The following is a 26,213-nucleotide window of genomic DNA, read 5'->3' on the forward strand; positions in this document are numbered from 1 at the left end:
GCGTGGTGGAGGGAGTCGGTGCGCACGTCCTCGGAGGAGGGCACCACCCAGGCGACGAGCCAGGAGTCAGCGGGCCCGCGGCGCTGGACGGTGACGGCGGCGGAGCGTACGCCGGGCAGGGAGGCCAGGGCGGCCTCCACCTCGCCCAGTTCCACGCGCATGCCTCGCACCTTCACCTGGAGGTCGGCGCGCGAGACGAACTGGAGCACGCCCATAGGCAACCAGCGTCCCAGGTCTCCGGAGCGGTACAGGCGCGCGCCGGGCTCGGAGCTGAAGGGGTGCGGCACGAAGCGCTCGGCGGTGAGGTCCGGCCGGCCCACGTAGCCTCGGGCCACACCCAGGCCGCCCAGGTACAGCTCTCCCACCACACCCGGAGGCACGGGCTGGAGCGCATCATCCAGCACGTACACCTCCATGTTCGCCTTGGGCGTGCCAATGGGCGTGAAGGTCCCGGCCGGGGGGCCGCTCAGGAAGTAGAGGCTCGCGATGTCCGAGCTCTCGGTGGGGCCGTAGGCATCCGCCATGCGGCAGCCAGGGCAGCGCTCCATCCACTCGCGGCACAGCGCGGGCGGCACGGGCTCGCCGCCGAGCACCACCCACCGCATGTGCGGGAAGGTGCTGTCCGGGCTCGCGCCCTCCAGGATGCTCTGGAGCACGGAGGGCACCATCTCCATGACGGTGGCCCGGCTCTCCTCCAGCGCCGCGGCCAGACGCGGCGAGTCCCTCACCACGTCGTCCTCGATGAGGTACGTGGTACCGCCGCCGGCCAGCGCGCCCAGCATCTGCCAGATGGAGATGTCGAAGCTGAGCGCGGCGAGCTGCGCGACGGTGTCCCGCTCTCCCAGCCCCAGCGCCTCGCGCATGCCCAGCAGGTGGTTGAGCATGCCGCGGTGGTCCACCATGACGCCCTTGGGCGTGCCGGTGGAGCCGGAGGTGAACAGCACGTACGCGAGGCACTCCGGTGTGGCGCGCGGAGGCAGGCGCCCGGCGCCCTCCGCCTCCAGCCCGTCGAGCGACAGCACCCGGGGCCGGCGCTGTTCGGGCAGTTGTGCGAGGACCTCGGACAGCAGCGAGTCCACCGGGCCCAGCGGGAGGATGAAGGGCGCGCGGCTCTCCGCCAGCAGCGTGCCCAGTCGCGCGGCGGGAAGCTGCGCGTCCAGCGGGAGGTAGGCGGCGCCGGCCTTGTGCAGCGCCAGCAGCGCGCGCACGGTGGCCTCGCTTCTCCGGCCGAGCACCGCCACCACGGACTCCGGGCCGACGCCCTGGGCCACCAGCCGCCGCGCGGCGCGGTTGGTCCACGCCTCCAGTGCTCCGTACGTCCACCGCACGCCCCCCGCGGCGGCCAACGCCACGGAGTCGGGAGTGCGTGCGGCCTGCGCGGAGAAGTGCTCGTGGAAGGGGGCTTCCAGCGGGAAGGGCCGGCGCGGCGGGCAGGAGTCGCTCAGCACGCCGGCGCGCTCCGCGTCCGACAGCAGCGCCAGCGAGTCGATGCGCGTGCGGGGCGCGCTCAGCGCGTGGCCGAGCAACTGGAGGTAGTGGCCCAGCACCCGCCGGGCGCCGGACGCCTCGAAGAGCTCGGTGCTGTAGCGGGCGAAGAGCTCGAAGCCGGACGCGCTCTCGAAGAGCGTGAGGTGCAGGTCGAACTCACACGCGCCCGTGTCCAGCGGCACGTCGCGAGCGCCCAGGCCCGGGAAGGCGTCCAGGAGTGAGTGCTCCACCCGGTACAGGTCGAACATCACCTGGAACAGGGGCGACTGGCCCGGTCCCCGCTCCACGCCGAGGGACTGGACGAGGCGCTCGAAAGGCAGCTCCTGGTGGGCCAGCGCCTCCAGCGTGGTGCCACGCACCTGGGCCAGCAGCGCCGTGAAGGGCTCGTCCGCCGCCACGCGGGTGCGCAGCACCACGGTGTTGACGAACAGGCCCACCAGCCCCTCGGTGGCTGGGTGGGTGCGGCCGGAGACAGGAGTGCCGACGCAGAAGTCGTCCTGGCGCGAGTAGCGATACAGCAGCGCGGCGAACGCGGCGTACAGCACCATGAACGGCGTGACCTGGTGCTCGCGGCAGAAGGCGCGGAGGGACGCGGCAAGCGCGGGAGACAGCGCGAGCCGCTCCGTCAGCGCGCCCCGGTCCGAACGCAGGGCGGGCCGCGGCAGGTCCGTGGGCAGCTCCAGCCCCTGCGGTGCGCCCTCGAGCTGGCGCTTCCAGTACGCGAGCAGCTCCGGCTCATGCGCCGATGCCGCCGGAGTGTGCTGCCACGCCGCGACATCCGCGTACTCCAGAGGCAGCGGCTCCAGGACGGGGGCCTCGCCACGGGCGAGCGCGGAGTGAAGCACCCGCAGCTCGCGCATCAGCACGTTGTGGGAGGCGCCATCCATGACGAGGTGGTGGAACACCAGCGCCAGCACGTGCCGGCGCGGCGAGGCGCTCAGCAGGCGGAAGCGGTACAGCGGACCGCGCTCCAGGTCGAAGGGGCGCGAGGACTCCTCCCGCAGCCGTTGCTCCAGCCGCGCCATGTCCCCGGCCTCCTCCACCTCCAGCACGCGGGGCGGCACCTCGTGGGTGGAGACCGTGGGACGCCCGTCCACCGGAGGGAAGGCGGAGCGCAGCGCCCCGTGCCGCGCCAGCAGCGCGCGCAGGGCCGAGTCCAGCACTCCGGCGTCCACCGGGCCCTCCAGCTCCACCGCGAAGGGCACGACATAGGTCGCGGTGCCGGGCCGGAGCTGGTGCAGGAACCACATGCGCTCCTGAGCGGGGGACGGGACGGCGGGCGTGCCCGCGGCGCGCCGGGCGGGGCCCGCCAGCACGTTGCGCGGTGCTCCGGCGCCTTCCACGGGGCCAGTGGCGGGAGGCTGCCCGGCGTACGGAGCCTTGCGCTCCAGGAGCTGCCGCAGCAGCTCGCGCTTCGCCGCGGGGTCCTTGGGGTCGAGGTCGGAGCTCGAGGTCATGGTGGGCTAGATGCGCATCAGGAGGCTGAGCCCGGCGCGAAAGACACCGAGCCCGGAGGGCGACGCGGACGGGTCCGCGGGGACGGATTCGAAGCGGAACTCGCTCCCGCGTTCTCCGTAGGGCACTTCGATGAAGGACTGGACGGTGATGGTCCGCGCGTCGAAGGGCGCGGCGCGGAAATCCAGCCGGGACAGATACGAGGCGTCCCGCACGTTGGCGAGCGTGGTGAGCGTCAGCGACAGCTCCGACAGCCCGCGGCGGCCGACGTTGAACTGTCCCATGGCGTAGTAGCGGCCGAAGAACAGGGGCCGGAAGTCGCCCTGTGTGCTCAGCCAGGGGAGGAAGGCCCGGTCGTCATAACCGAGCGGATTGTAGAAACCCTCCAGCCTGACGGTGGCGAGGTAGCGCTCGGCGAACTCGAACTGGGTGGAGACGCCGGCGCTGGCCAGCACCTTGCCGCCGTCGAGCTCGCGCTCCACGAAGCCGTCGCCCTCGCGCGCCCACAGCCGCGTGGAGGAGTCGCTCACCCAGGCCAGCTCGGCATTGAGGTCCAGCGGGCCGGCCCCCGTCGACACGTCCAGGCCGTACCGCGGCCGGCGCGACTGATGGAACACCGCCGAGGCGATGACCTCGCCCGGTCCCACCGCCATCTCCGCCCGCGCGCCGCCGCCGTAGCGCAGGCGGCGCGTGTCCGTGCCCGCGCCCTCCAGGTCCGCCGTGCCAATCAACGACAGGTTGGCGGCCATTGCCTCCCAGGGAAGCGACAGCTCGACCATGTCCACGCCGGTGCGCAGGTCCAGGTTGTTGAGCGGGTCCGGGTTGGGCGGCTGGAGGAAGTCGGTCGGGCTCCAGACCTGGGAGCTGCCCCAGCGGACCTCCTGGCGTCCGGCGGTGACGTACAGGTGGCGCAGGACATCGAACTTCACCCAGAGCTGTCCCAGCACGGTGTCCGGGCCGCCGCCCTCTGTCTGGAGCGGGTCGTACGTGAGCCGCCCGAGGATGAACCCGCGGACGCGCGAGGAGGGCCGGCCGTCCAGGTAGATGTCCGCGAGGGCGGGGAAGCTGGGCTGGAGCGTGGTCTTCCGTTGCGCGCGCAGGCCCGTCACCTCGGCGCGCTGGTAGAAGAGGCCGCCCACCGCCAGCGGGTCCTGCTTCCTGTCGTTCCACGCCTCGTCGTCGCCGGACGCGCTCTCGGGCCCACCCCAGCCAGGAACGAGCGAGCCGTCCGTTCCCGTGGCGCTGGCCGCCGGAGCCTCCACCGGTGTCGCGAGGCCGTCACCCACGGCCACGGGCGCTGGCTGCGGAGCAACCGCCGGCGCGGAGGGCGCGTCCCCGTCCACCACCAGGGCCGTCGCGAGCCCCGAGGCATCCGAGGACGGCGGCACCGCGGCGGGTGTTACATCCGCGTCGCCCGTGGGCGCGGGGCGTGGCTCCTCGTCCACGCGTGGCGTGGCCCGCGTGTCCGGCGGCACCTCCGGCTTCACGTACACCACGCGCTGCACCCGCTGCGTGGAGTCCAGGAGCACGCTCAACCCGCGCGAGCGGTAGTGGAGCCACGTCCGCCGGGCCGGGCCCTTCGCGACCTCGTGACAGTCTCCGCTTCCGGTGGAGGCCGGCGCGCACTCCGGCCCATGCAGGGCCTCGATGCCGGCGCGCCGCATCGGACGCGTGGGCGTCACCTCGATGCGCCGCAGCCGGCCGTCGGCCGCGTCGAAGTGGAACCGGGCGCCACGCGTGCCGTCCGGGGCCTGCTTGCGCTGGTAGGTCAGGACGAACTCACTCTGCTCATGCACCTGCCGGCTGGGAGGGCCGAAGGCCAGGAGGACCTGCTGCAGCGTGGTGACGCCGGGCTCCGCGCCACCCCAGGACTCGGCGCGCGCGGTGTAACTCCAGAGCAGGCAGACCACGGCCGCGGTGCGAGCGAGGGGAGAGGAAGTCATCAGGGGATGTGTCAGCGTATACGACCGGCTTCATCCGGGAAAATGCGTCACCCGGAGTGCCGTTGTCTGGTGGTGCGATGTGTCATTGGCTGTCCGTGATGTCCGACGTTGCCTGGCCGTGCATTGACAGCGCCCCCGGCTTGCCGTGAGCATCGACATCCCCCGCGTTCCTGAGAGGAAGCCTCATGGCATCGGAAGAGAACGTGCAGTCGCAGGCCACGCCGTCCGAGCAGCCCATGTCTTCCGCCCCCCTGGCGACGGCCAGCGAGGCGGCGCCCGCCGCGGCCCCCGAGAAGCTCGACGAGATTGAGGAGATCGACTTCCTCCTCGAGGAAATCGAGAGCAAGATCGCTCCGCTCGCGCTGGCGTGAGCGCCGTGCGCTCCTACGTCGAGACCTTCTCCGCGTACTGGCACCCCGTCGCATTTTCGCGGGAGCTGACGGAGCGTCCGCTGGCCGCGCGCCTGCTGGAGACGGACCTGGTGCTGTGGCGCACGGGGACCGGCGTGGCGGTGACACATCGCCGGTGTGCCCACCGGGGCGCGGACCTCTCCGCGGGTGAGGTCACCCCGGATGGACTCCGTTGCGGCTTTCACGGCTGGGCCTATGGCGCGGACGGGCGGTGCGTGCACGTGCCCTCGCAACCGGGCGTGCCCATCCCCGCGAGGGCGCGTGTCTCCTCCTTCCGCGCCACCGAGCGCTACGGCCTCATCTGGGTGTGTCTGGCGCCCGAGCCCGCGGCCCCGCTGCCGGAGTGGCCGGAGCTGGAGGACGGCAGCGTGGCCACCGTCGCGTTGCCGCACCTGGACTGGGAGGTCTCCGCGGGCCGCATGGTGGAGGTCGTCCTCGACGTGGCGCACCTGTCCTGGGTGCACCGGGGGACGTTCGGCAATCCGGAGCAGCAGGAGGTGCCTCCCTACGAGGTGGAGCGGCGGCCCGACGGCGTCCGGGCGCGCATCGTCTACCCCGCGCTCTCGCCCGCCGTGGACGGCGTGCCCGCCAGGGTGGACCGCACCACGCTCACCTATGACGTGACGTATCCCTTCGCCGCGCGGTTGGCCTTCAAGCCCACGCTCTTCTACGTGCACACCGTCTACGCCATCGCCTCTCCGCTCTCGGAGGAGTCGATGCGCTGCTTCTACTTCTGCTCGTACCACCCGAGGCTGCAGAACCACTTTCCGGCGATGTTCGTGAAGAGCGAGCTGGCCATCCTCGAGCAGGACCGGCGCGTCCTGGAGGGGGTGCGTCCCCGGGCCCACCCGGTGGACTTCGCTGGAGAGGTCCACACGCCCGCGGACCGGCTGCCCGTCGAATACCGGCGGGGCATCATCGCCCTGCGCATGGGCGCACCCGTGGACGCGCCCGCACCGGACTGAGGCCCTTCATGCGCTCCTGGCTGTTCCTCCTGCTGACGCTGTGCGCCTGCAAGCGCGAGGCACCGCCGGCCGCTCCCGCCACGCCTCCGGCCACCGCCACCACCGCGAAGACGGCTCCCACCGCACCCGCCGTGTCCGCCGCGGCGCTGGAGCGCGGGCGCTACCTCGTGGAGCACGTGCTTGCGTGTGGCTCCTGCCACTCCGAGCGCGACTGGTCCCGCTACGGCGGTCCCGTCACGGGGGCCCCGCTGTCCGGCGCCTGCTGGGACGAGAGCTGGGAGCTGCCGGGCCGCGTCTGCGCGCCCAACATCACCTCGGACCCCGAGCACGGCATCGGCCGGTGGACGGACGAGGAGCTGATGCGCGCCCTGCGCGACGGCACCGGCCGGGACGGGAAGACGCTCTTCCCGCTGATGCCCTTCCTCCTCTACCGGGAGCTGTCGGACGCGGACGCCCGCGCGGTGATTGCGTGGCTGCGCCAGGTGCCCCCGTCGCCGCGCTCCGTGCCGCGCTCGGACATCCCTCCGGCCGTGTACGCGGAGTACCAGTCGCTCGCCTCACCGGTGAAGGGCGTCGTCCCGGAGCCCGCGGCGGACGCCGTCTCCCGCGGGCGCTATCTCGCCACCCTCGCGCAGTGCGCCGCGTGCCACGCGGGGGTGGACGAAGCGGGCACGCCCTACGCGGGTGGGCGCTCGCTGCCCACGCCCCGGGGGCCCGAGGTGGTCGCCAACCTGACGCCTCACGCCCGGGGGCTGGGAGGCGTGGACGAGGCGGCGTTCGTCGCCCGCTTCACCGCCTTCAAGGACCTGGCCCCGGCCCCCGCGACGTCCGCGCGCGTCAACAAGCTGTCCATGCCCTGGGTGTTCTTCGCCGGACTCACAGAGGACGACCTGCGAGCCCTATACCGCTACCTGCGCACCGTTCCCGCCGCCGCGCCACCCGGCAGATGACCTGATCTGGCGCCGCACGGGGACGGCCCGGTAGACTGCTCACCCGCTTCTCCTGAGACCCCCTCCGTCCCACCCCATGCCTCCCCGGTGTGGCCTGGACGCGTGTCCCCATGACCCAACTGCCAAAGAGCCTGCTCTTCGCCGTGCTGGTGCTCGCTGCCGGCTGTGACGTCCTCAATACCTCTGACGCCGAGGGGACGCGGGGCCGCGGTGCGCGGGCCTTCGACCCGTACTCCAGCTCCGCCTCGGGAGCCATCGCCCTGTCGCTGCTGTACTTCAACGGCTGCGCGATGCTTCCCAACGGAGAGCCCGTGTCGGCCGGCTCGCTGACGCTGCCGGACTACCCGACCGCGTGCCAGCCGCTCAACGGCGGCATCCCGCTGAAGGCCCCGAGGGTGCCCACCGCGCGCATCCGGGTCACCCCGGGCGTCAGCTACTTCCTGCGCGAGTTCACCGCCGTGGACGCCGTCTTCAACGCGCACATCGACTTCACCAACCGCCACGCCGCGGCTTTCTGGATGCGGAAGGAGTCGCGCTTCAAGGACCTGGACTGGTCGGGCCTGAGCATCGGCCGGGACGAGTGGACGAACGACTCCGACACCACCTTCGATCGCGAGACCTACTACGAGAACGCCGCGTGGATGCTGTCCCTGGATGACACCATCCTCCTGGAGGTGATGGACGCGGACGGCACCGTGCGTGCCTCCACCACCTACAAGCGCACCGACTTCCTCGCGGAGAGCCCCACCACCGGCCGCACCCGCGCGAGCTGGACGGTGGCGGGTATCGGCCGGCCCCGGTTCCCGGGTGACAACCAGGTGAACCTGCTCCCCGACGGCGACGAGCCCACCTACAAGACGCTCGTGAAGGTGTCGTTCTCCGGCTCGACGGACCCCTTCAAGTCCTTCACCATGCCCCAGCTCTCCGGCGAGGGCGTCATCCGCCTCACCTGGAGCCTGCTGCCCGGCAAGCCGTTCCTCTTCCCGGTGACCTTTGCTCCGGAGCAGGAGCGTCAGGCCACCTGCTACCGGCTCGGTGAGGACGGATTCGCCACGGACGAGCAGGTGCCCTGTGGCTTCGGCCTGGAGCAGGCGGTGCGTCTGTCCCGCCCTGCCAACGGCAGCTACTTCATGCCCGGTGAGTCCGTGAGCTTCGCCGTGTCGCTGCGCGACGGGGAGGGCCACGGCCTGCACCCGCGGGCGGTGATGCCCAGCTACAACGCCTTCATCGCGGAGGAGTCGAACGGTCTCGCCTACTTCAACACGAACATGCACGGCACCTACCGCGACGCGAGCGCCACCGAGTCCGGCTTCAAGGTGGTGGGGCCGCTCCAGGAGCTGAGGCCGTCCCGCGGTACGTACGACCTGCCGTACTTCTCCCATCCGCTGCAGAGCGAGCCCCAGTTCTACCTGCCGCCCGGTCTCGACGGGCTCGCGGGCGGCGGTGACGCCATGCCGCCCACGACGTACTCCGTCCAGCTCCCGCCGGACGCGAAGCCGGGCACCTACGCCATCCTGCTCAAGGGCCACCGCTCCTTCATGGGCGAGCGCCTCAACCGGCTGGACCCCTTCTTCTTCCAGGTCGGCCAGGACAAGCCCACCACCTACCCGGGCCGCGTGGGCAACTGCCAGGTGTGCCACAACGGGGTGAACTCGCTCTCCAACGTCTACCACGGCATGTCCGTGGACCACGTGGAGTCCTGCCAGGCGTGTCACGTCGAGGAGGCCTTCGGCTACCTGCCGGACGTCATCCACCGCATGCACTTCAACTCGCGCAAGTACAACCAGAACAAGGGTGACTGCACGCTGTGCCACCTGACGCGCGAGAGCACGCTGTGGCCCAGCCAGATGAACTGCGACGGCTGCCACCTGCAGTCCCACGGCGTCGAGTACTTCGACCTGCGCTTCGAGCCCTTCCAGAACACGCCCAACGCGTACGGCAACTGCGCGCAGGCGTGCCACGTCACCACCCCGCCGGCAGAGCACGTCCTGCCGGCCCGCTGAGCCCTCCCGAGGACCGCCATGAAGGTTCGCTCCCTCGTCGCCAGCACCCTGTCCGCCGCCGTCCTCTCCGCCTGTTCGGAGAGCACCGCGCCGGAGTCCACCCCCGCCAACCAGGCCCCGTACTCGGACTCGCTCCCCGAGGCGCGGGTGCCCGTCTCCGGCGTCGTCTTCGACCCGGAGGCCCTCTTCTATTCGTTCATGACGTGGCCGGTGCCGCCGGACGACCCCGAGGGGCCTCCGCCGCCCGCGCTGCTGTATGGCGTGCCCACCGTGATGCGCGCGGCCGTGTGGGGTGCGCGAATCGACATGGTGGACCCCGGCGGCCAGGTGGTGGACAGCAGCGGCCCCGCCTTGCCGCCGTGGGGCAACTTCCAGACGCGCGGCCTCGCGGCGGACCCGTCCCGGGTCTACTCGATGCGGGCCGAGCCCACGCCGGAGCTGTCGGTGGGCGCAGGCGACTTCTTCCCCGAGGAAGAGGGCTTCGCTCCCATTCCCGCCGTGCCCTACCACGCGACGACGACGCTGCGCCCGGTGGCGCCCACGGGGGCGCAGTGCCTGATTCAGGCTCCGGTGATGGTGGGCGAGGCGGGCGCGCTCGGCGCGCTGGCCCAGACGCTCTCCGTGGAGACGGGGACGGCCACCACGGTGTCCGGCCTGGTGGACCCGTCCAGCGGGCGGTCCGTCGTCCTCATCTGGATGTATGCCCCCAGCCCGGTGCTGGACACGTTCATGTTCCCCAGCGGGGACATCGCCGCGGAGACGACGGTGGGCACCCTCTACGCCATCGAATGGGCCCCGCCCTCGGGCGCGCCCGGTGAGTCGCAGATGGGCTTCACCGCCATCCGCGGCGGGGTGAGCAGCATCGGCTACTACGCGCTGGTGGTGCCGCCCGGGACGTCCGGCGAGGTGGCGGTGAACTTCGTGGACACGCTGACGGACCCCGAGGAGGGGCGGCCCTGGATTGTCCCGCCCTTCAACGCGGCGGGGCTGCTCCCGGGGCTCTCCTTCGCGCGGCTGCACGCGGTTGCACCGGAGGAGGACCCGCCGCCGAACCCCTACGAGGAGGAGTACCCGGCCCCGGACTTCAGCTTCCTCTGCTACCCGCCCTTCCCGGAGGAGTGAGCGGCCCGGGCCCTACCGCCAGGGCCCCACGGTGAGCTGGCGGAAGCGCACGGTGGGCTGCCCGAAGGACACGGGCAGCGGCCCGTGGTCCAGCTTCCGGCAGCCCCGGGTGGCGAAGAGGTTCCTCGCGTCCGCCCCCACCGCGTCGATGGCGGCCAGCGCCTCCAGCCCGTTGCCCCGGAGGATGCCGGGCCCCACGCGGCGTCCCACGCGGCCGTCGCGAATCTCCCGCGCCTCCACGATGTAGAAGCTGAAGTCGCCCGACAGCAGGTCCATCTGCCGCGGGGTGAGGTGCTGCACCAGCAGCCCATGGGAGACGTCCGCCACCAGCGCGTCCAGGTGCCCCTGGTGCGGCTCCACGCGGGTGTGGGCCATGCGGGGCAGGGGCGGGTGCCGGAAGTCCACGCGCCGGCCATGGCCGTTGGGCGCGAGGCCCAGCGCGAGCGCGCTCCGGGCATCCAGCAGGGGCGCGTCCACCACGCCTTCGCGCAGCAGCGCCACCGGGCGGGCGGCGTCGCCCTCGTCATCCCAGGCGAAGCCGAGCGCGCCGTGGCCGTCGGTCGGGTCATCGCGGACGGTGAGGTGCTCCCCGGCCACGCGCTGGCCCAGGCGCCGGGCGAGATAGGAGCCTCCACGCGCCACGACGTCGCCCTCCAGTGGATGGCCGCACACCTCGTGGAAGAAGCAGGCGGAGGCGGCGCCCGGGGGGAAGACGATGGACAGCGCACCGGAGGGACAGGGGAGCGCGGGTGTGGTCTCCCGCAGCTCGCGCACGAGCCCGTCCACCAGGGCCTCCAGTGACGGCAGGGCGGCGCGCAGGTGGGCTACGTCCGGGAAGGCCGCCGAGCGCCACGCGTCGGTGGGAGGGCCGTCCCCGGCATGGAAGGCCTTCACCTCCAGGAGGGCGTAGCGCGCATGGTCCTCCACCTGGCGCCCGCTGCTGGCGAAGAGGGTCCGCCGGTCCACCTCGCGCAGCAGCACGTCCAGGTGCGCGGCACCGGCGGCGCGCGCCACGTCCACCAGCCGCCGGACGGCCTCCGTTGCGGGCTCGCCTCTGTCCGCGAGCACGGGCACGGGGGCGAGGACCTCTCGCGCGCGGGGAGTCACCTCGATGGGAAGCAGGCCGGCCGGGACGGCGTCGCCCGTCACCTCGCTCCAGGAGTGCTCGGTGCCGCCCGCCACCTCGTGGCACCCGGAGACGCCGCGCTCGAGCGAGGGGTCCTGGATGCGGAGCCCGGAGCGGGTGTGGACGACCTCGGTCAGCTCGCGCCGCTCCACGAACCAGTTCAAGGCGAGGGGCTCCTTCCCGTCGGGAGGCCGGCCCGGGGAAGTGGCCCGGGTGGGACGGTCTTCCGGCGGATACTACCCGTTCATCCGGGAGGGCACAGGGAGCCGCCGGGCCCGGCTGTACACGGACCGTGCGTGGCTTGTGGCGTCCGGGCCAGGCGCGATGCTGAAGAGGGTGGGCTCGAAGTGCATGATGGAGCCGCATGAGCGTGGTGCGCGACAGCGGGCCCGGTGAGGGGCGGAGCGGACGGAGCGGCCCGATGACTCCGCACGCGCTGTCCGGCGCGGCGCGAGCCGTACTGGAGGACTTCGGCCGCACCCACCCGTCCTTCACCGCCGAGCTCTTCCTCTCCGCGTGCCCGCGGCTGACGCTGGAGTACGAGGCCGGCGCGGGCACCTTCGCCGCCAGCCACGGCGTGTCCCTCTCCGCCGCGGCACGGGTGTGGGACGGGGCGCGGCACGGCCACGCGGCGGGGGCCGTGGGCGCCGCGGAGGACCTCCGGCCCCTGCTCGAGTCCGCCGTCCGCCGGGCGGGCACGGGCGCTCGAATCCCCATTCCACCCGCCCCGGTGCCGGCCGGACCGCTCCCGCCCTGGGAACCGGAGTTCCCGGTGGAGCACGCGAGGCAGCGGGCCGAGCGCATCGCCCGCGAGGTGGTGCCGCCCGGTGTCGTCGTGCAGGCGCTGGTGCTCACGCGACGCGCGGTGGCGTCCTCGCTGCTGCGGAGTGACGGCGCCGAGGGCACGCTCGTGGAGTCCGGCGAGGAGGTCTTCCTGCGCTGTGAGACCTCGCGCGGCGCCGTGGTGGATGCCGTGGCGCTGCCGCCCGGAGACGACGACACGCGCCTCGCGTCCCTGCGTGAGCGCCTGGCGGAAGCCGTCTCGGCGCTGGAGGGCCCGGCGGAGGCCGCGGACCCGGCCCTGCCGCTCGTGCTTCGCCCCGCGGTGGCGGCCCCGCTCGTCGCCGGCCTGTCCTGGCTGCTGCGAGGGGATGTGGCCTCCGTGACTCCGGCCCTGGCGCGCGCCGTGGGGCGCAAGCCCTTTCCCTCCGTGCTCTCCGTGGAGGATGACCCGCTCCACCCACGGGGCACGCGCCGCCGCGAGATGGACGACGAGGGCCGGCCTGCCCGCGTGGTGCGGCTCATCGACGAGGGCCGGCTGACGGGCTTCCTCCATTCGGGGGAGACGGCGGCCCGGCTGGGCGCGGAGCCCAACGGCCGGGCCCTGCGCGAGGGCACCTCGCCGCCGGCTCCCGCGGCCATCAACCTCTTCATCGTCCCGCGAGGCGACGCGCTGCCCGCGCGCTACACGGAGCTGGTCTCTCGGGTGGAGACCTTCACGACGATGCCCCGCCCCGGCACGGTGTCCCTCGTCGCGGGAGGCTGGGAGGTGCGGGACGGACAGCGGGTGCGCCGCATCGCGCCGCTGGAGCTGGACCTGCCGCTGCTGGAGACGTTCCGGGCGCTGCGAGGGGTGGGGGAGGACCTGACGTTCTTCCCCACCGCGGACGGGTGTGGCACCCCCACGCTCGTCCTGCCGCCGCGGGCGGGGTGAGCGTCCCTCGCGGCCTCAGCGCGCCGCGGGGGTGATGCGCCTCACGGAGCGCCAGCGCACCATGTCCTGCAGGAGCGAGAGGAAGGCGCGGCGGCTGAAGCCCCGGGCCGGCAGCCGGGAGAAGAAGGCGCTCTCCAGGGCCTCCACGTGCTGGGGCTTGCCGCTGTTGAGCGTGGAGACGAGCCACTCGATGCGGCGGCGCACCGCGGGAGAGGGGCGCAGCGACGTGGAGCGGCCGTGGCCGGACACCAGCAGGTGGCCGCCGGGGAGCGGCACGGCGACGAGCGCGTGCTCGCCGTCGCCACGCACCCAATCCTTGGAGGTGAGCCGGGTGTCGGTCTCCTCGGGAGGAGGACCGGACATGGCGCCGCCGGTGAGGTAGCGCACCCACTCCGCGGTGAGCTCACGCTGCGAGGCCTCCACCAGGCCCCCGCGGCCCCGCTTCGCCAGCTCGGACCGCACGCTGGCGGGAAGGCTCCAGCGCCCGTCGCGCGGGAGCTCGTTGAGGCGCAGGCGGCCCGGCCAGACGGGCTGCGGGCCCACGCCGGTGAAGTCCGGAGGACGGAAGGCGATGCCGAGCGACACGCCGATGCTCAGGCCCGGCGTGGGCTCGGCGCGGTGCCAGTAGGAGGCGGGCCAGCAGAGGATGTCGCCCGGGTTCCCCTCGAGGAACATCGCCCGGGCGAGCATCGCGTCCTCGTCCGCCTTGCCATGCAGGTGCACGGAGGCGGTGCGCTCGCGCAGCGTGGGGTCGTTCCGGGGCATCTCCTCGCGAGAGGCCAGCTCCTCGAAGGGCCACAGGCTGATGACCTTCTTGCCTTCCACGATGAAGAGGAAGACATGCATGTCATCCTTGTGGATGCCGAAGGGCGTGTAGCGGTAGTTGCCGAAGAAGATGGCCGGGTCGGCTCCATACAGCGGCACGCCGAGCCCCGCGTACATGCCCTCCAGGAAGGACCGCATCTGCTGCCAGTGCCGCCAGTGGTAGCTCTGGGCGCGGTTGAGCACGATGCCGAAGCGCTTGCCGCCCAGCCACCGGTTGAGCCGCTCCAGGTAGGCCTCGGCGCTTCCGTCCTCGGGCAGCGGCACGTGCTGGCGCGTGAGGGGGAAGAGCAGCGAGTGGTAGGCCACCCCGTCTGGACCATCCTCGTGTTCCAGGTAGAAGCGCATGTTTCGCATGAGCGTGTACGACTGCTCACGCAGCAACTGCTGCCCGGCGTTCGTGAGCGCCTCGAATATCTCCTGCGTCGTGGGGAAGCCCCGCGTGAAGGGCTGCACGAGGACGGTGGGCTTCCGGTCGAGGTGCTCCTTCGCGAAGTTCCTCCAGAAGGAGCGGGGGAGCGTCAGGGAGGTATCGGCGGCCTGGGACGGCGGAGCGGGAACCAGCATGGAGAGGCCCGGCGTGGTGGGGGAGGCGTCACACGCTATCATGGGCGCCATCATGCGAATCCAACCCCCGGGAGCAGCTCCTGAGGCGCCGCCGCGCGAGCGTGCGGCCGCGGCCCTCTGGCCCGCGAAGTCCACGGAGCTGGTGGGCGAGTCCCGCGTGCTGCGCGCGCTGCCCCGGGTGGAGCTGCGGAGGGTGGGCCCCTTCGTCTTTTGTGACCACTTCGGGCCCGCGCCGGCCGTGCGGGACGTGATGGACGTGCCTCCGCACCCTCACGTGGGCTTGCAGACGGTGACGTACCTCTTCTCCGGCGCCATCCGGCACCGCGACTCGCTGGGGACGGTGCAGGACATCCGCCCGGGGGACGTGAACTGGATGACCGCCGGGCGAGGCATCGTCCACGCGGAGCAGGTCCACACCGGCCCCGACGCGGAGCCGCTGCACGGCGTGCAGACCTGGGTGGCCCTGCCCCGCGAACGGCGGCAGGTGGAGCCGGCCTTCACCCACACCCCCGCCGCCTTGCTGCCACTCTGGGAACGGGAGGGCGCCCGGGTGCGCGTCATCGCGGGAGGGCTGGGGGACGCGGTGTCTCCGGTGGCCACCTTCCAGCCGCTCACGTACCTGGACGTGGCGCTCTCCGCGGGCGCGGAGGTGTCGCTGCCCGTGGACGCGGCGCACGCCCTCGCGCTGTACGTGGCCGAAGGCTCGGCGACCGTGGGCGGAACGGCCGTGGAGCGGGGCGTGCTCGCGCACCTGGACGAGGGCGCGCCCACGCTGCCGCTCCGCTCGGAGCAGGGGGCGCGGCTGCTGGTATTCGGAGGCACTCCGCTGCCGGACCCGCTGGTCATCTGGTGGAACTTCGTGGTGGACAGCGTGGCGGAGGGCCGGGCGCGCTTCGCGGACTGGGAGGCCGGCCGCTTCCCGGCGCTCCAGCCCTGACGGCCGCTGGCACCGGGGCGGCGCGGGCGGGGGCTCCCCGCTTCCGTCTCCCGGCAGGCGGCCGGGCCAGCGCGCGCCACGGATTCGGTGCATGCTGCGCCCGGCGCGTCGCGCGAGGGCCCGCGAGAGGCGGGGCGCGCGGCGCCGTCTCATGGGAGGAAGCGGATGTCGGGACAGTCACTGGCGGCGAAGATGCTGGAGGGCGCACGCGAATGGGCGAAGCGGCTGCCCGCGGCGCTCGCCGGCGACGTGGCGGTGGACATGGGCCGCAAGCGGCTGCGCCTGTCGCACGCGCGCGTGGAGCTGGTGGTGCGGCAACTCCTGCTCAAGGCGAAGAACCTGGAGCTGCGCGAGTGGACGGCGCTGCCCGAGGTCTACGACGTGCGGCTCACGGTGAAGGGCTGGAAGCTGCGCGTGCAGGTGACGCTGGAGCGCGTGGAGCTGGCCTCCGGACGCTACAAGCTGTGGCTGCGGACGCCGGGCGTGGTGGAGCTGGAGGAGTCCCGGACGGCCTCGTCGCTGATGATGGGCGTGCTGCGCGCGGGGGCCGGACAGGCGGCGCTGCGCGCGATGGCGGAGCGCCTGCTCCCGCCCGGCATCCGCTGGGACGGCAAGGTCCTCTACGTGGAGGGGAAGCTGCCCGCAGAAGGCGTGGTGTCGGCGAAGCTCTTCGAGAACGCCTCGCTGGCCGTGGCCGTCGAGCACTGCCCCGAGGGGCTGTGGCTGGGGGCCGAGGCGTGGCCCGGCCTGCTGGACCTCCTCCAGGTCCTGTTCGGCACGGAGCTGCCGCGCACGCCGCCGGGCACCTGAGCCCCCAGCCCGCGACGCTCCGGACTACCTCTTCGCCGGAGGCTGGTACGTGCCCGGAGTCGTCCGGGCGGCGATGGCCAGCCGGTTCCACGCGTTGATGGTGGCCACGGCGCCGGTGAGGTCGGCCAGCTCCTTCTCGGAGAAGTGCGGCTGCACGGCGCGGTACACGCTCTCCTGCACATGCCCCTCGGTGAGCAGCGTGACGGCCTCCGTCCACGCCAGCGCCGCGCGCTCGCGCTCCGTGTAGTAGGGGCTCTCCTCCCACGCATCCAGCCCGTACAGCCGCTGCTCCGTCTCACCCGCGGCGCGCAGGTCCTTCCAGTGCATGTCGATGCAGTACGCGCAGCCGTTGAGCTGCGACGCGCGCAGCTTGATGAGGTGGAGGAGGTTCGTTTCCAGCCCACACTCGTGCAGGTACCGCTCCAACCCCAACATCGCCGCGTACACGCCAGGGGCGGCCTTCGCGATGTTCATCCGCTGTGCTTCCATGTCCATCCTCCGATGCACCAGGGGAATGTGGAGGCCCCGGCGCGCAGGCGTGCTCTAACGGTGGGCCTCGCGCCGCACGAGAGCCACTTGCGAGCGAAGGAATGGGGCCACTTCTTCCGGTCAGGCGCGGACCACTTCAGCGCAGGGCCCGCGCGAGCCGCGTGACGGCCTCGGCGATTTCCTCCTCCGGGACGCAGGCATAGCCGAGCAGCAGCCCCCCGCGTCCCCGGCTGTCCAGCCGGGCGGAGGACATGGGGATGACCACGACTCCCGCGCTGGCGGCGCGCTCGACGGCGGCGCCTTCGTCGGCCCCCTCGGGGAGCCAGCCAACCAGGTGCATGCCGGCGGGCAGGGGCGACAGCTCCAGCAGCCCCCGCAGCTCGCGCCGGGCCGCGTCGAGCAGCGCCTCCTGCCGGGCGGCGTAGAGCACCCGCATGCGCCGCACGTGGCGGCTGAAGTGGCCCTGGGTGATGAAGTCCGCGAGCACGGCCTGGTCCAGCACGGGGGAGTGCCGGTCCGCGAGCCGGCGGGCGGCGCGGAAGGCCTCCACCAGGGGCTCCGGCACCACGAGGTAGCCCAGGCGCAGGGCGGGAGACACCACCTTGCTGAAGGTACCGGTGTGGATGACGCGGGCGTCCCCGTCGAGCCCCTGGAGCGAGGGCAGGGGGCCGCCCACGTAGCGCAGCTCGCTGTCGTAGTCGTCCTCCAGAATCCACGCCCCCGAGCGCGCGGCCCACGCCAGGAGCGCCTTCCGCCGGCGCGGGCTCATGGCGGCGCCGAGCGGGAGCTGATGCGACGGCGTGACGATGGCCATCCGCGCGTCCGGGCGCAGCCGGAGCCCGGCCTCCACGTCCAGTCCCTCTCCGTCCACGGGAACGGCGATGGGCGTGGCGCCCGCCGCGATGAGCGCGCCACGAGCGGGGGAATAACCCGGGTCCTCCACCCAGGCCGCGTCGCCAGCGTCCAGCAGCACCTGCGCGGCCAGGCTCATGGCCTGCTGCGTGCCGTTGACGATGAGCACCTGCTCCGGGACACACCGCACGCCGCGCGCGGTAGCGAGGTAGTCCGCGACGGCGCGGCGCAGGGGCGGGTAGCCCTCCGCGGGGACGGGAGACATCATGTCCCGCCACGAGCGCCGCCAGCGCGCGTGCAGCAGCCGGCCCCACAGCTCGCTCGGGAAGGCGTCCAGCGCCGGAAGCCCCACCCGGAAGGCCATGCGGCCCGGAGGGATGTCGGGCCCGGTGGCGGGCAGGGAGGGCACGGCCGCAATCGCCGCGCCGCGCTTCGACAGCGCCGGCGGGGCCCCGCGCGCGGGCGCACGGGCAGGAGCGCGCCGCGCGGCGAGGAGCTTCTCCGGCACCTCGCGGGCCACGTACGTGCCCGAGCCCAGGTGCCCGACGAGATAGCCCTCCGACAGGAGCCGCGCGTAGGCGTTGAGCACGGTGTTGCGAGACACGTCGAGCTGCTCCGCCAGCGCGCGCGTCGACGCCAGGCGCGTGCCCGGAGCCAGCCGGCCCGCGAGGATGGCCGAGCGCAGCGCCTCCGCGACCTGCCCCTGCAGCGGAGCGCCGGTGGAGGCGTCCAGCACGAGTGTGGGGGCCGCCATCACCGCCGGCCGCTTCTGGCGTCTCCGCTTCGAAGTCACTGCCAATTCACCTCGGTGATGACCTGAATCACCAACCATCACTGGGATTAACGCCAGGAATCGAGTCTGGTCTCCGTCGTAGGGCCCTGAGTCCGGGAACACCCGCCCGCGTCGGGTGTCTGGGCTCCGGCGGGACGGGTCCGCCGGGAAACATGGGCCGGGCCAGGGTGGCCCGGAGGACGCGCCAGGGGAGGAAAGCATGTTCGGGCTGCCGTTGTTCGACCTCATCGTCGCGCCGGTGCGCATCAAGGACGAGGAGGGGACGCGCGACAGGTTGTTACGGGCCGCCGGAGGGCTCGTGCGGGAGCAGGGCCCTGGCGCGCTGACGCTCGAGGCGGTCGCCCGGCGCGCACATGTGGGCCGGAGCACGCTGCGCTACCACTTCGGCGGCAAGCAGGGGCTGGTGGAGGCGCTGGTGCGTGAGCAGCGCGGGCACACCGCCGCGCTGCTCGCGACGCTGAAGTGGAAGAAGGGTGGGGGCGGGCGTGTCAGGCGCCTTCCCCGCCCCACTCGTTCGCGCGTCCCTCGAGCGGGCCCCGCTGGGGGCGGACGACGCAGAAGCGGTGACCGGTGGGCGCTTCCATGACCCACCAGCGCTTGATGAACTCCACCCGCTTCGCGCCCAGCGCCTCCAGCCGCTTCACCTCGGCTTCGAGGTCATCCGCTTCGATGTCCAGGTGGATGCGGCTGGGGTGGCTCACCTTCTGCACCAGGAGCATCGCCTCCCCCTCCTGCGTCCGCAGCTCGCGGTAGGTGGGGCTGTCGGCCTCCGGCGGGAGGACGGGCCGACCCAGGGCGCGGCTCCAGAACTCCGTGGCGGCATCCAGGTCGTCCACCTTGCAGTCAATCACGAACGTGCTGAGCCGGCTGCGGTGCATGTTTCCTCCCGGGGGTGATGGAAGGCCGTTGAGCCTTTGTTGAGCCTTCCTTGGGCGGGCTCCGGATTACAGCCAGTGTCGCCTCCCTGGAAGGCAAGGGGCCGGAATTCTTCGGCTCCGTCGCCCGTTCCACCTCACGGCTGACCGCCTGTGGATATTCGGGGCCTTCCACATTCGACATTGGCCCCCTGACAGGCTAGAGCCTGCCCGGTCCCACGTTGGGACAGGTGGCGGCCTCGCGGCCGCATGTAGAAAGAAGAAGCGATATGGCGACTGGTACCGTGAAGTGGTTCAACGACGCGAAGGGCTTTGGCTTCATCGCCCAGGACAATGGCGGCCCTGACGTGTTCTGCCACCACACCGCCATCCAATCGGACGGCTTCCGGACCCTTGCCGAGGGTCAGAAGGTGGAGTTCGAGACCCGGAAGGGCCCCAAGGGCCTCCAGGCCGAGAACGTCCGCGTCGTTGGCTAGAGCGACAGCTCCAGCACCCGTCGGCCCGGTCTCCTCACTTCGAGGCCGGGCTTTTGTTTTCAGTGAGGGAGGCTCAATGCAAGGAAAGTCCACCAAGCGCCAGAAGGAGCAGGCGCGCAAGCAGCACCAGCAGGAGAAGGACGCGAAGCGCGAGGAACGCAAGAAGGCCAAGGCCGAGCGCCCGACGCGCCAGCCCGGCGATATCGATCCCGACATCGCGGACATCGTCCCCGGTCCCCAGCCGCCGCTGGAGTACTGATTCTCTGCCCGGTGCTCGCGCGGAGACGGGCCACGTGCCTGCCCGACACGAGCGCCGGACCCGCCGGGGTGCTGGACGCGGTGGCACGCTCAGAGCGTGCCGCGCAGCACCTCGGCGTGGGTGATGCGGTCGAGCCGGAAGGGGCGGCGCTCGTTCCTGTCCAGCTCGACGGCGTCGATGCGCGTCTCGTGCCGGTCCATGATGACGGACATGATGCGCACGTCGCGCGTCGTCTCCAGGTAGTTCGAGTCCACGTAGGTGATGCGCACCGGCTGCTGCTCGAACCACGCGCGCTCGATGGCCTCGCGGACGGGCTTCTTGCAGGGGAGCGCCGGCACGCCGAGGAATGTCAGCTCCTTGAGGCGCGTGAGCAGCTCACGCTGCGCGGACGTGGACAGGGCGGCGCGCACCTTGTCGAGCGCGGACTCCAGGGTGTCGCTGAAGGGCAGCAGGCGCATGTCGATGGCGAAGCGCCCCAGCGCGACGATGAGCGCCGCCTCGCGAGCGGTGAAGTTCACCGGCGGCAGGCTGTAGCTCCGGTCCAGCGCATAGCCGCCCCCGCGCCCGCGCTCGGCGGCGAGCGGCATGGCCGCGGCGCGCAAGGCGTCCAGATCCCGATAAATCGTCCTCACGGTGACGCCGAAGCGCTCGGCGAGTGTCTCCGCGGTGACTCCCGTGCGGCGGCCGCGAAGGTATTCAGCGAGGGCGAAAAGTCGCTCGGTCCGCTGCATGGTGGGGAAACCTGACATACCACTGTCAGGAGGGTGCCTCAATATGCGCATGACCACTGGCCCGTGAGCGTCCGGTGGGACGGGGCTCGACGGGAGACCCGTGGGGTAGGGAAGGAGCCGCGCTTGCATCGCGACCGTGGAGCGGATTGCATCGTGAGCGTTCTCGACCGTCCCCCGCGGAGGGGCAGCGCCCCCCTGGCCACCACCATGTCCAACCCGATGGAGGATGAGTGGCTCTGGGGCTGGGACCCGACACCGGGCATCGTCTCGGTGTGGGCGGAGCCCGACGGCCGCGCCTTCATCTGGCGGCGCCTGCGCGAGGGTGGCGGGCTCGTGCGGGAGGACGTGCGCTTTCGTCCGTGGCTCCTCCTGTCCTCGCTGGATGACCTGGCGCACCTGGGCACGAGGCTCCGCCCCGAGCGGGAAGGCCCCGCGCCCGACCGCGTGACGTGGGAGGAGCTGGAGGGGCCCGGCGCGCTTCGCTACCTCGTCCGCGCGGATGACGGGCGCGCGCTGGCGGCGGCGGTGCTGCGCGGGGCCTCGCGGCGCCTGGGGCGTCCCTTCGGGCACCTGCGGGACCTGGACGCGAACACGGCGCTGTCGCTGCCGCCCGAGGAGCAGTACCTCATCGCGTCCGGGCGCACGTACTTCCATGATTTGGGCTTCGATGAGCTGCGCCGCCTGCAGTTCGACCTGGAGACCACCGGGCTGGACCCGGACCGCGACCGCATCTTCCTCGTGGCGCTCAGGGCGCCGGATGGAGGGACGGAGGTGCTGGACGCGCGGGGCGGTGATGATGCCGCCGAGGCGGACCTCATCCGGCGGCTGGTGGAGCGCATCCGCGTCCACGACCCCGACGTCATCGAGAACCACAACCTGCATGGCTTCGACCTGCCCTTCCTGGCGCGCAGGGCGAAGGCGCTGGACGTGCCGCTCGCGCTGGGACGCGCCGGCTCACCGGGGTTGCGGCAGCGCCCGGCCTCGCGAGGGGCCGCCGTGGGACGGACGCCGGGGCGCTCCGACTCGATGCGCCGCTCGCGGTACACGGTGCCGGGACGCGAGCTCATCGACACGCTGGACGCCGTGCTGCGGCACGACTTCTCCGCGAGGGACCTGCCGGGCCACGGGCTCAAGGTGGTGGCGAGGCACCTCGGAATCGCGGGGCCGGAGCGTGAGTACATCCCGGGCCCGAAGGTGTACGAGGTCTTCCAGCGCGACCCCGAGCGCGTCCGGCGTTATGCCCGGGACGACGTGAACGAAGCCGCCGGCCTCGCGCACCTGCTGGGAGGAGCCGCCTTCGCGCTCGCCCGCATGGCGCCGCGCCGGTACGAGCGGCTCGCGGATGCGGGGCCCGCCACCGGGGTGCTGGACCCGCTGCTGGTGCGGGCCTACCTCCGGGCGGGAGCGGCGCTGCCCGCGCACGAGGAGGGCGACGGCACGTCGCACAGCGGCGCGGCGCTTCACCTGTTCGCCTCCGGGGTGGCGAGGCACGTGGTGAAGGCGGACGTGGCGAGCCTCTATCCCTCGTTGATGCGGCAGTACCGCATCGGCCCGAAGCGGGACCGGCTGGGCGTGTTGCTGGCGCTGGTGGACCGGCTGGTGGACCAGCGGCTGGCGGCCAAGGCGAAGGCCAGGGCCGCGCCGTCCGGCTCGCCCGAGCGGCACACGCACGAGGCGCTCTCCGCGGCGATGAAGATTGTCGTCAACTCCGCCTACGGCTACCTGGGCGCGGTGGGGCTGACGCGGTTCTCGGACGTCCACGCCGCCAACGAGGTGACGCGGCGGGGGCGCGAGGTGCTGGCGCTGCTGTGCCGCGAGCTGGCGCGGCGGGGCGTCACGCTGCTGGAGGCCGACACGGACGGTGTGTACTTCGCGGTGCCGGAGGACTGGCGCGAGCTGGATGAGCGGCGGGTCGTCTCCGAGGTCGCCGCGCTGCTCCCGCCCCGCGTGAAGCTGGAGTTCGACGGGCGCTACGCGGCCATGCTGTCCCACGAGCCGAAGAACTATGCGCTGCTGCCCTACGAGGGGCCGCTCGTGCTGCGGGGTGTGGCGTTCCGCTCCAGCCGGGCGGAGCCCTTCGGCGAGGCCTTCCTGCGCCGGGCGCTGACCTGCCTCCTCAGGGGCGACATCCCAGGCGTGCGCGAGGCGTATGTCTCGACGGTGATGGCGCTGCGAAGGAGACAGGTCCCCACCTTCGATGTGTCCTCGCGGGTCCGGTTGACCAAGACACCGTCGCAGTACCTGGGCATCCGCGAGCGCCGGCGCGAGCTGCCCTACGAGGCCATGCTGGCGGGTGGGCGGAAGGACTGGGCCCTGGGCGAGCGCGTGCGGGTGTATCGCGCGGTGGGGGGACGCGCGGGCCTGCTGCCCGACCCGGAGGACGACGGTGACACAGCCCTGGCGAGCGACCCGCGCGACTACGACGTCGAGTACTACGTGCGGCTGCTGCGGGAGACCTTCGCGGCCCGGCTGGTGCGCGCGCTGACGCCCGAGGACTACGCGACGGTGTTCGACGACCCGGGACAGCCGTCTCTCTTCGCGCCGCTGTTGTCGAATGCCCGGCCGGTGCTCACCGTGGTGCTCGACCCCTGGACGGTGGAGCCGGCTCCCGGTGACGAGGCGCCGCCGGAGTCTTCCGCCTGAGCCGCTACCCCGCGAGCGAGGTCCGGCGCGGCTGATAGAACGTCGAGGACGTGGGGTTCCAGGAAGGAGTGACGATGCGGGGGCGGCGGATGTTCGGGGCGGTGCTGGCGGGTGCGGTCCTGACGCTCGGGGGCATCGGCGTGCTCGGGCTGACGCGCTCCGCTTCGCCGCCGGCGGTCGTGGTGCGGCTGGAGAACCGGACGGGGCAGGACGTGCGCGAGGTGCGCATCGAGCACGAGGACGGCCAGGTCGTTCACCGGGGGCTGCGAGCCGGAGAGAGCCTCGCGCTGTCGTTCGCCCCGAAGGGCGAGTCGTCGTACCGGCTCACCGCCGTGCTGGCGGATGGAAAGGTCCTGGAAGGCGGCTTCGGCTACGTGGAGCCCGGGTTCGAGACCCGGGAAGTGCTGGAGCCGGGCGGCGTGGTCTCTTCCTGGCAGTGAAGATGCCCGTGGGACCAGTCAACGTCACGCCGGCTGGCGGTGGACGGGAGCCCGGTACGCCGAGGGCGGGCTCGCGGCTTCCACGCCTCGTCCAGGCGTGGACCGCACGCCCTGAAATCAGGTGGCGCGCTCACGCCAGAACGTCGTCCAGCGGCAGCGGTGAGTTCCTATACGAATGCCGGTCCGCTACGCAGGGCGCGAGACGCGTGGGCGTTCACTCATGCGAGGGGAGATGGCGTGATTCCGAGGTTCATCGCGAGCGTGAGCGCAGCTCTGGCAGTGGCCCTGGTCGCTTGCGCTGGCAGCGAGCCGATTACCCGAGGAGGGGCGTCCTCCTGGCACAAATCGGTATTTCTGGGGGCACTACCCGCTGAGAGTGGCCCGCCAGTGTGCGGAGGTCGGGCCGTTCCTCCTGGTTGGCCCGACCTGTCTTCCAGCAAGGAGGTGCTCGCCCCTTTCCTGGCATGTGCCTCCCCCTCGGAATTCATTGAACTGCAGAACAGGGTGGACATGGCCCGGCTGGTGGACGGGCTGGATGACTGGTCCGCCGTTCGGCTCGGTACACAGGGCCCGCTGCGCGCGGGCAGCAGTACGCTCAACCGCAAACGCGCCGCCTTCCTCGTCGCTGCCAGCCAGGAATACGGCATTGCCCGAGCCGAGGTATTCGCCCTCTTCATCATTCACGCGGCCTTTACCGACGACTTGCACGAAGTACTGGTGGTGTTGGCCAGGGATAAACGACTGGCGCAGACAGTGTTGCGGATGGGCGCCGCACGCGAAGCACTCCGACGGAGAGGGCTGGACCTCGCGGGCTACACGGACCGTCCCGAGCGTGCTGGTGACGCCATCAGGGGCTTGACCGACGCAGCCGATGAGGCCCTGGCGACGAGTGAGCTGCGCCGAGGGGCTGTGGCACTGAAGTACGATGCGCAAAGAAGGCAATTGCCTCCGCCCTACCAGCAGGCCCTCGATGTGCTGGAACGAGAGGAAGTGGCAGCCGCCTTCTCCCCTGGAAACGTGACACGAGGGAGCTTCGACGCGCTGACGTTTGGAGTCCCACTGGGCTTCTACAACCTGGTGGCCAGCACATGCCAAGGCGTGTACTCCCTGTCCCAGGGACACTACGAGCAGGCCGCGCGTGAGCTGTCGGCAGCGGCCACGTTGGTGGTCTTGTACGCCGGTAGCAAGGCGGTGCGCCACGCCGCGACCGTCTCTGGAGGTACGCGTGCCAACCGCACCTGGACACGGCGGCTGCAGCTGCCCGAACTGGGGCTCGAGAGACTGGCGGAGGTGGCGGAGCGTTTGGGGGAGAGGCTGGGCGGGGACGGGATGCGTCAACTGGCCCGGTACATCCAGGCCAGCCGGGAGGCCGCCATCCTCGTACACGAGGGCGGAGAGGCCGGCGCTCTGGCCCTGTATGAAGCCCGGGGCAATGTTGCCCGGGCCCAGGCCTGGATGGCGGAAGCGAAGCCTGCCCGTACGAACCAGGCGCATTCGAAGCCCGGGGCCGATGTGTCTCCCGCAGAGGCGAGTGCCCTGGGGGGCCCTCATGCGAGCACGCCCATCCGAAACGTGCACCTCGCGGGAAAGAAGCATCCCATAACAGGTATTCCGTTTGATGCAGAGGGCTATCCTGATTTCCGAGCCGCTGGGGTTGTCAGGGCCGAGGTTCGGATCGTCTATACGGGGTCGCGGGCGGGGGACTTTGCCGCTGCGAACAAGGCCGCGGGTTTGCGAGAGACACCGAAGGGAATGACGTGGCACCACCATCAGGATCGGACGACCATGCAGCTGGTTCCCACGAGCATTCATGCCAGAACGGGCCACACCGGCGGATTCTCGGGAGCTGAGTGATGGTCGCCTTGCTACGAACCGTTGAGGGTGGCCCTCCACTGGATGAAGCGTCTCTCAGTTTCTTCGAGAAGAAGTACGCGCTGGTTCTCCCACAGGCGTATCGGGAGTTCCTGCTGGCGACGAATGGCGGCCGTCCCGAGCGCGACCTGCTGACATTCAATGGCCCTGAGGGTGCTTCGCCTTGCCGGATCCATCTGTTCTTCGGACTGAATGACCCAATCGAATCGTGCCGCCTCGATTGGAACCTCGAGGTGTTTCGAGATCGCATTCCATCCCAGTTCCTCCCAATTGCGACGACGGAGGGCGCTGATGTGATCTGCCTGGCGGTCGCGGGTGAGCAGGCGGGGATGCTCTTCTACTGGGATGGCTATGCGAGGGAGGGAGAGCGCAGGCTCTACTTCCTGGCCAGAGACTTCCCTTCGGTCCTCTCCGCCCTCTACGCCGATGAGCTGTCGCCACGAATCATCAGTGCGTGAGGCCGCGCGCTCC

Annotated in this window: 23 protein-coding genes; 15 read left to right on the forward strand and 8 right to left on the reverse strand. The window is 71.9% G+C overall.

The features are described from left to right. The coding region (locus tag K8638_RS16615; protein ID WP_223755519.1) for an amino acid adenylation domain-containing protein at nucleotides 1–2,945 on the reverse strand (2,945 nt) is incomplete at its 3' end. A 6-nt stretch (nucleotides 2,946–2,951) separates the two neighbouring features. Continuing rightward, nucleotides 2,952–4,886, reverse strand: coding sequence for a hypothetical protein (locus K8638_RS16620; RefSeq protein WP_223755520.1), 1,935 nt, complete (start codon nucleotides 4,884–4,886; stop codon nucleotides 2,952–2,954). Between the two features lie 185 nt (nucleotides 4,887–5,071). On the opposite strand from K8638_RS16620, the gene K8638_RS16625 reads away from it, so the two are divergent. The 5 genes from K8638_RS16625 to K8638_RS16645 all read left to right on the forward strand — a co-directional run bounded on the left by K8638_RS16625 (nucleotide 5,072) and on the right by K8638_RS16645 (nucleotide 10,336). Further along, nucleotides 5,072–5,257: a Xan family putative trans-acting RiPP leader peptide gene (locus K8638_RS16625; protein WP_370644004.1), complete on the forward strand. Its 186-nt coding sequence runs from the start codon at nucleotides 5,072–5,074 to the stop codon at nucleotides 5,255–5,257. A 5-nt stretch (nucleotides 5,258–5,262) separates the two neighbouring features. Further along, nucleotides 5,263–6,261: an aromatic ring-hydroxylating dioxygenase subunit alpha gene (locus K8638_RS45215; protein ID WP_223755521.1), complete on the forward strand. Its 999-nt coding sequence runs from the start codon at nucleotides 5,263–5,265 to the stop codon at nucleotides 6,259–6,261. 8 nt (nucleotides 6,262–6,269) lie between these two features. After that, a complete protein-coding gene (locus K8638_RS16635) occupies nucleotides 6,270–7,211 on the forward strand; it encodes a c-type cytochrome (RefSeq protein ID WP_223755522.1) in 942 nt (313 codons plus the stop codon). A gap of 110 nt (nucleotides 7,212–7,321) precedes the next feature. After that, nucleotides 7,322–9,214 (forward strand): cytochrome c3 family protein, encoded by a 1,893-nt coding sequence (locus tag K8638_RS16640; RefSeq protein ID WP_223755523.1) that lies wholly within the window; start codon nucleotides 7,322–7,324, stop codon nucleotides 9,212–9,214. Between the two features lie 18 nt (nucleotides 9,215–9,232). Further along, nucleotides 9,233–10,336 (forward strand): hypothetical protein, encoded by a 1,104-nt coding sequence (locus K8638_RS16645; RefSeq protein WP_223755524.1) that lies wholly within the window; start codon nucleotides 9,233–9,235, stop codon nucleotides 10,334–10,336. 12 nt (nucleotides 10,337–10,348) lie between these two features. On the opposite strand, the gene K8638_RS16650 is transcribed toward K8638_RS16645, so the two are convergent. Next, entirely contained in the window at nucleotides 10,349–11,626 is a 1,278-nt protein-coding gene (locus K8638_RS16650; RefSeq protein WP_223755525.1) for a TldD/PmbA family protein, read from the reverse strand. 257 nt (nucleotides 11,627–11,883) lie between these two features. On the opposite strand from K8638_RS16650, the gene K8638_RS16655 reads away from it, so the two are divergent. Then, a complete protein-coding gene (locus tag K8638_RS16655) occupies nucleotides 11,884–13,176 on the forward strand; it encodes a metallopeptidase TldD-related protein (protein ID WP_223755526.1) in 1,293 nt (430 codons plus the stop codon). 15 nt (nucleotides 13,177–13,191) lie between these two features. Here K8638_RS16655 and K8638_RS16660 read toward each other — a convergent pair whose 3' ends face one another. Beyond that, nucleotides 13,192–14,607, reverse strand: coding sequence for a cupin-like domain-containing protein (locus K8638_RS16660; protein ID WP_223755527.1), 1,416 nt, complete (start codon nucleotides 14,605–14,607; stop codon nucleotides 13,192–13,194). A 10-nt stretch (nucleotides 14,608–14,617) separates the two neighbouring features. Here K8638_RS16660 and K8638_RS16665 point away from each other — a divergent pair, with 10 nt between their 5' ends. Together K8638_RS16665 and K8638_RS16670 are read left to right on the forward strand one after the other, a co-directional pair. Continuing rightward, nucleotides 14,618–15,502: a pirin family protein gene (locus K8638_RS16665; protein WP_223755528.1), complete on the forward strand. Its 885-nt coding sequence runs from the start codon at nucleotides 14,618–14,620 to the stop codon at nucleotides 15,500–15,502. Nucleotides 15,503–15,667: 165 nt separating this feature from the next. Next, nucleotides 15,668–16,312, forward strand: coding sequence for a hypothetical protein (locus K8638_RS16670; protein WP_223755529.1), 645 nt, complete (start codon nucleotides 15,668–15,670; stop codon nucleotides 16,310–16,312). Between the two features lie 24 nt (nucleotides 16,313–16,336). Here K8638_RS16670 and K8638_RS16675 read toward each other — a convergent pair whose 3' ends face one another. Together K8638_RS16675 and K8638_RS16680 are read right to left on the reverse strand one after the other, a co-directional pair. After that, nucleotides 16,337–16,801, reverse strand: coding sequence for a carboxymuconolactone decarboxylase family protein (locus K8638_RS16675; protein ID WP_223755530.1), 465 nt, complete (start codon nucleotides 16,799–16,801; stop codon nucleotides 16,337–16,339). Between the two features lie 136 nt (nucleotides 16,802–16,937). After that, nucleotides 16,938–18,407, reverse strand: a complete 1,470-nt coding sequence (locus K8638_RS16680) for a PLP-dependent aminotransferase family protein (RefSeq protein WP_223755531.1) — start codon at nucleotides 18,405–18,407, stop codon at nucleotides 16,938–16,940. A gap of 238 nt (nucleotides 18,408–18,645) precedes the next feature. On the opposite strand from K8638_RS16680, the gene K8638_RS45220 reads away from it, so the two are divergent. Further along, on the forward strand, nucleotides 18,646–19,032 hold the full coding sequence (locus tag K8638_RS45220; protein ID WP_223755532.1) for a TetR/AcrR family transcriptional regulator: 387 nt from the start codon (nucleotides 18,646–18,648) through the stop codon (nucleotides 19,030–19,032). Here the strand turns inward: K8638_RS45220 and K8638_RS16690 are convergent. After that, on the reverse strand, nucleotides 18,935–19,324 hold the full coding sequence (locus K8638_RS16690; protein ID WP_223755533.1) for a VOC family protein: 390 nt from the start codon (nucleotides 19,322–19,324) through the stop codon (nucleotides 18,935–18,937). The two genes, K8638_RS45220 and K8638_RS16690, sit on opposite strands and share 98 nt — an antisense overlap. A 266-nt stretch (nucleotides 19,325–19,590) precedes the next feature. Here K8638_RS16690 and K8638_RS16695 point away from each other — a divergent pair, with 266 nt between their 5' ends. Both K8638_RS16695 and K8638_RS16700 read left to right on the forward strand, forming a co-directional pair. Beyond that, on the forward strand, nucleotides 19,591–19,797 hold the full coding sequence (locus K8638_RS16695) for a cold-shock protein (RefSeq protein WP_169345067.1): 207 nt from the start codon (nucleotides 19,591–19,593) through the stop codon (nucleotides 19,795–19,797). 76 nt (nucleotides 19,798–19,873) lie between these two features. After that, nucleotides 19,874–20,056, forward strand: coding sequence for a hypothetical protein (locus K8638_RS16700; RefSeq protein ID WP_223755534.1), 183 nt, complete (start codon nucleotides 19,874–19,876; stop codon nucleotides 20,054–20,056). Nucleotides 20,057–20,145: 89 nt separating this feature from the next. Here the strand turns inward: K8638_RS16700 and K8638_RS16705 are convergent, their stop codons facing one another. Beyond that, complete coding sequence (locus tag K8638_RS16705) at nucleotides 20,146–20,787, reverse strand: YafY family protein (RefSeq protein ID WP_223755535.1); 642 nt, start codon at nucleotides 20,785–20,787, stop codon at nucleotides 20,146–20,148. Between the two features lie 219 nt (nucleotides 20,788–21,006). Here K8638_RS16705 and K8638_RS16710 point away from each other — a divergent pair, with 219 nt between their 5' ends. The 4 genes from K8638_RS16710 (at nucleotide 21,007) to K8638_RS16725 (ending at nucleotide 26,200) form a co-directional block, all read left to right on the forward strand. Then, nucleotides 21,007–23,430: a DNA polymerase domain-containing protein gene (locus K8638_RS16710; protein WP_223755711.1), complete on the forward strand. Its 2,424-nt coding sequence runs from the start codon at nucleotides 21,007–21,009 to the stop codon at nucleotides 23,428–23,430. A 50-nt stretch (nucleotides 23,431–23,480) separates the two neighbouring features. Further along, a complete protein-coding gene (locus K8638_RS16715) occupies nucleotides 23,481–23,870 on the forward strand; it encodes a hypothetical protein (protein ID WP_223755536.1) in 390 nt (129 codons plus the stop codon). Between the two features lie 510 nt (nucleotides 23,871–24,380). Then, entirely contained in the window at nucleotides 24,381–25,724 is a 1,344-nt protein-coding gene (locus K8638_RS16720) for an HNH endonuclease (protein WP_223755537.1), read from the forward strand. Further along, the gene (locus K8638_RS16725; RefSeq protein WP_223755712.1) at nucleotides 25,724–26,200 is read left to right on the forward strand and encodes an SMI1/KNR4 family protein; all 477 of its coding nucleotides are present in this window, start codon (nucleotides 25,724–25,726) and stop codon (nucleotides 26,198–26,200) included. The genes K8638_RS16720 and K8638_RS16725 overlap by 1 nt, the downstream gene beginning before the upstream one ends. Nucleotides 26,201–26,213: the final 13 nt, after the last annotated feature.

Origin of the sequence: Myxococcus sp. RHSTA-1-4 (genome assembly GCF_020037125.1) — a bacterium.
GTDB lineage: Bacteria > Myxococcota > Myxococcia > Myxococcales > Myxococcaceae > Myxococcus.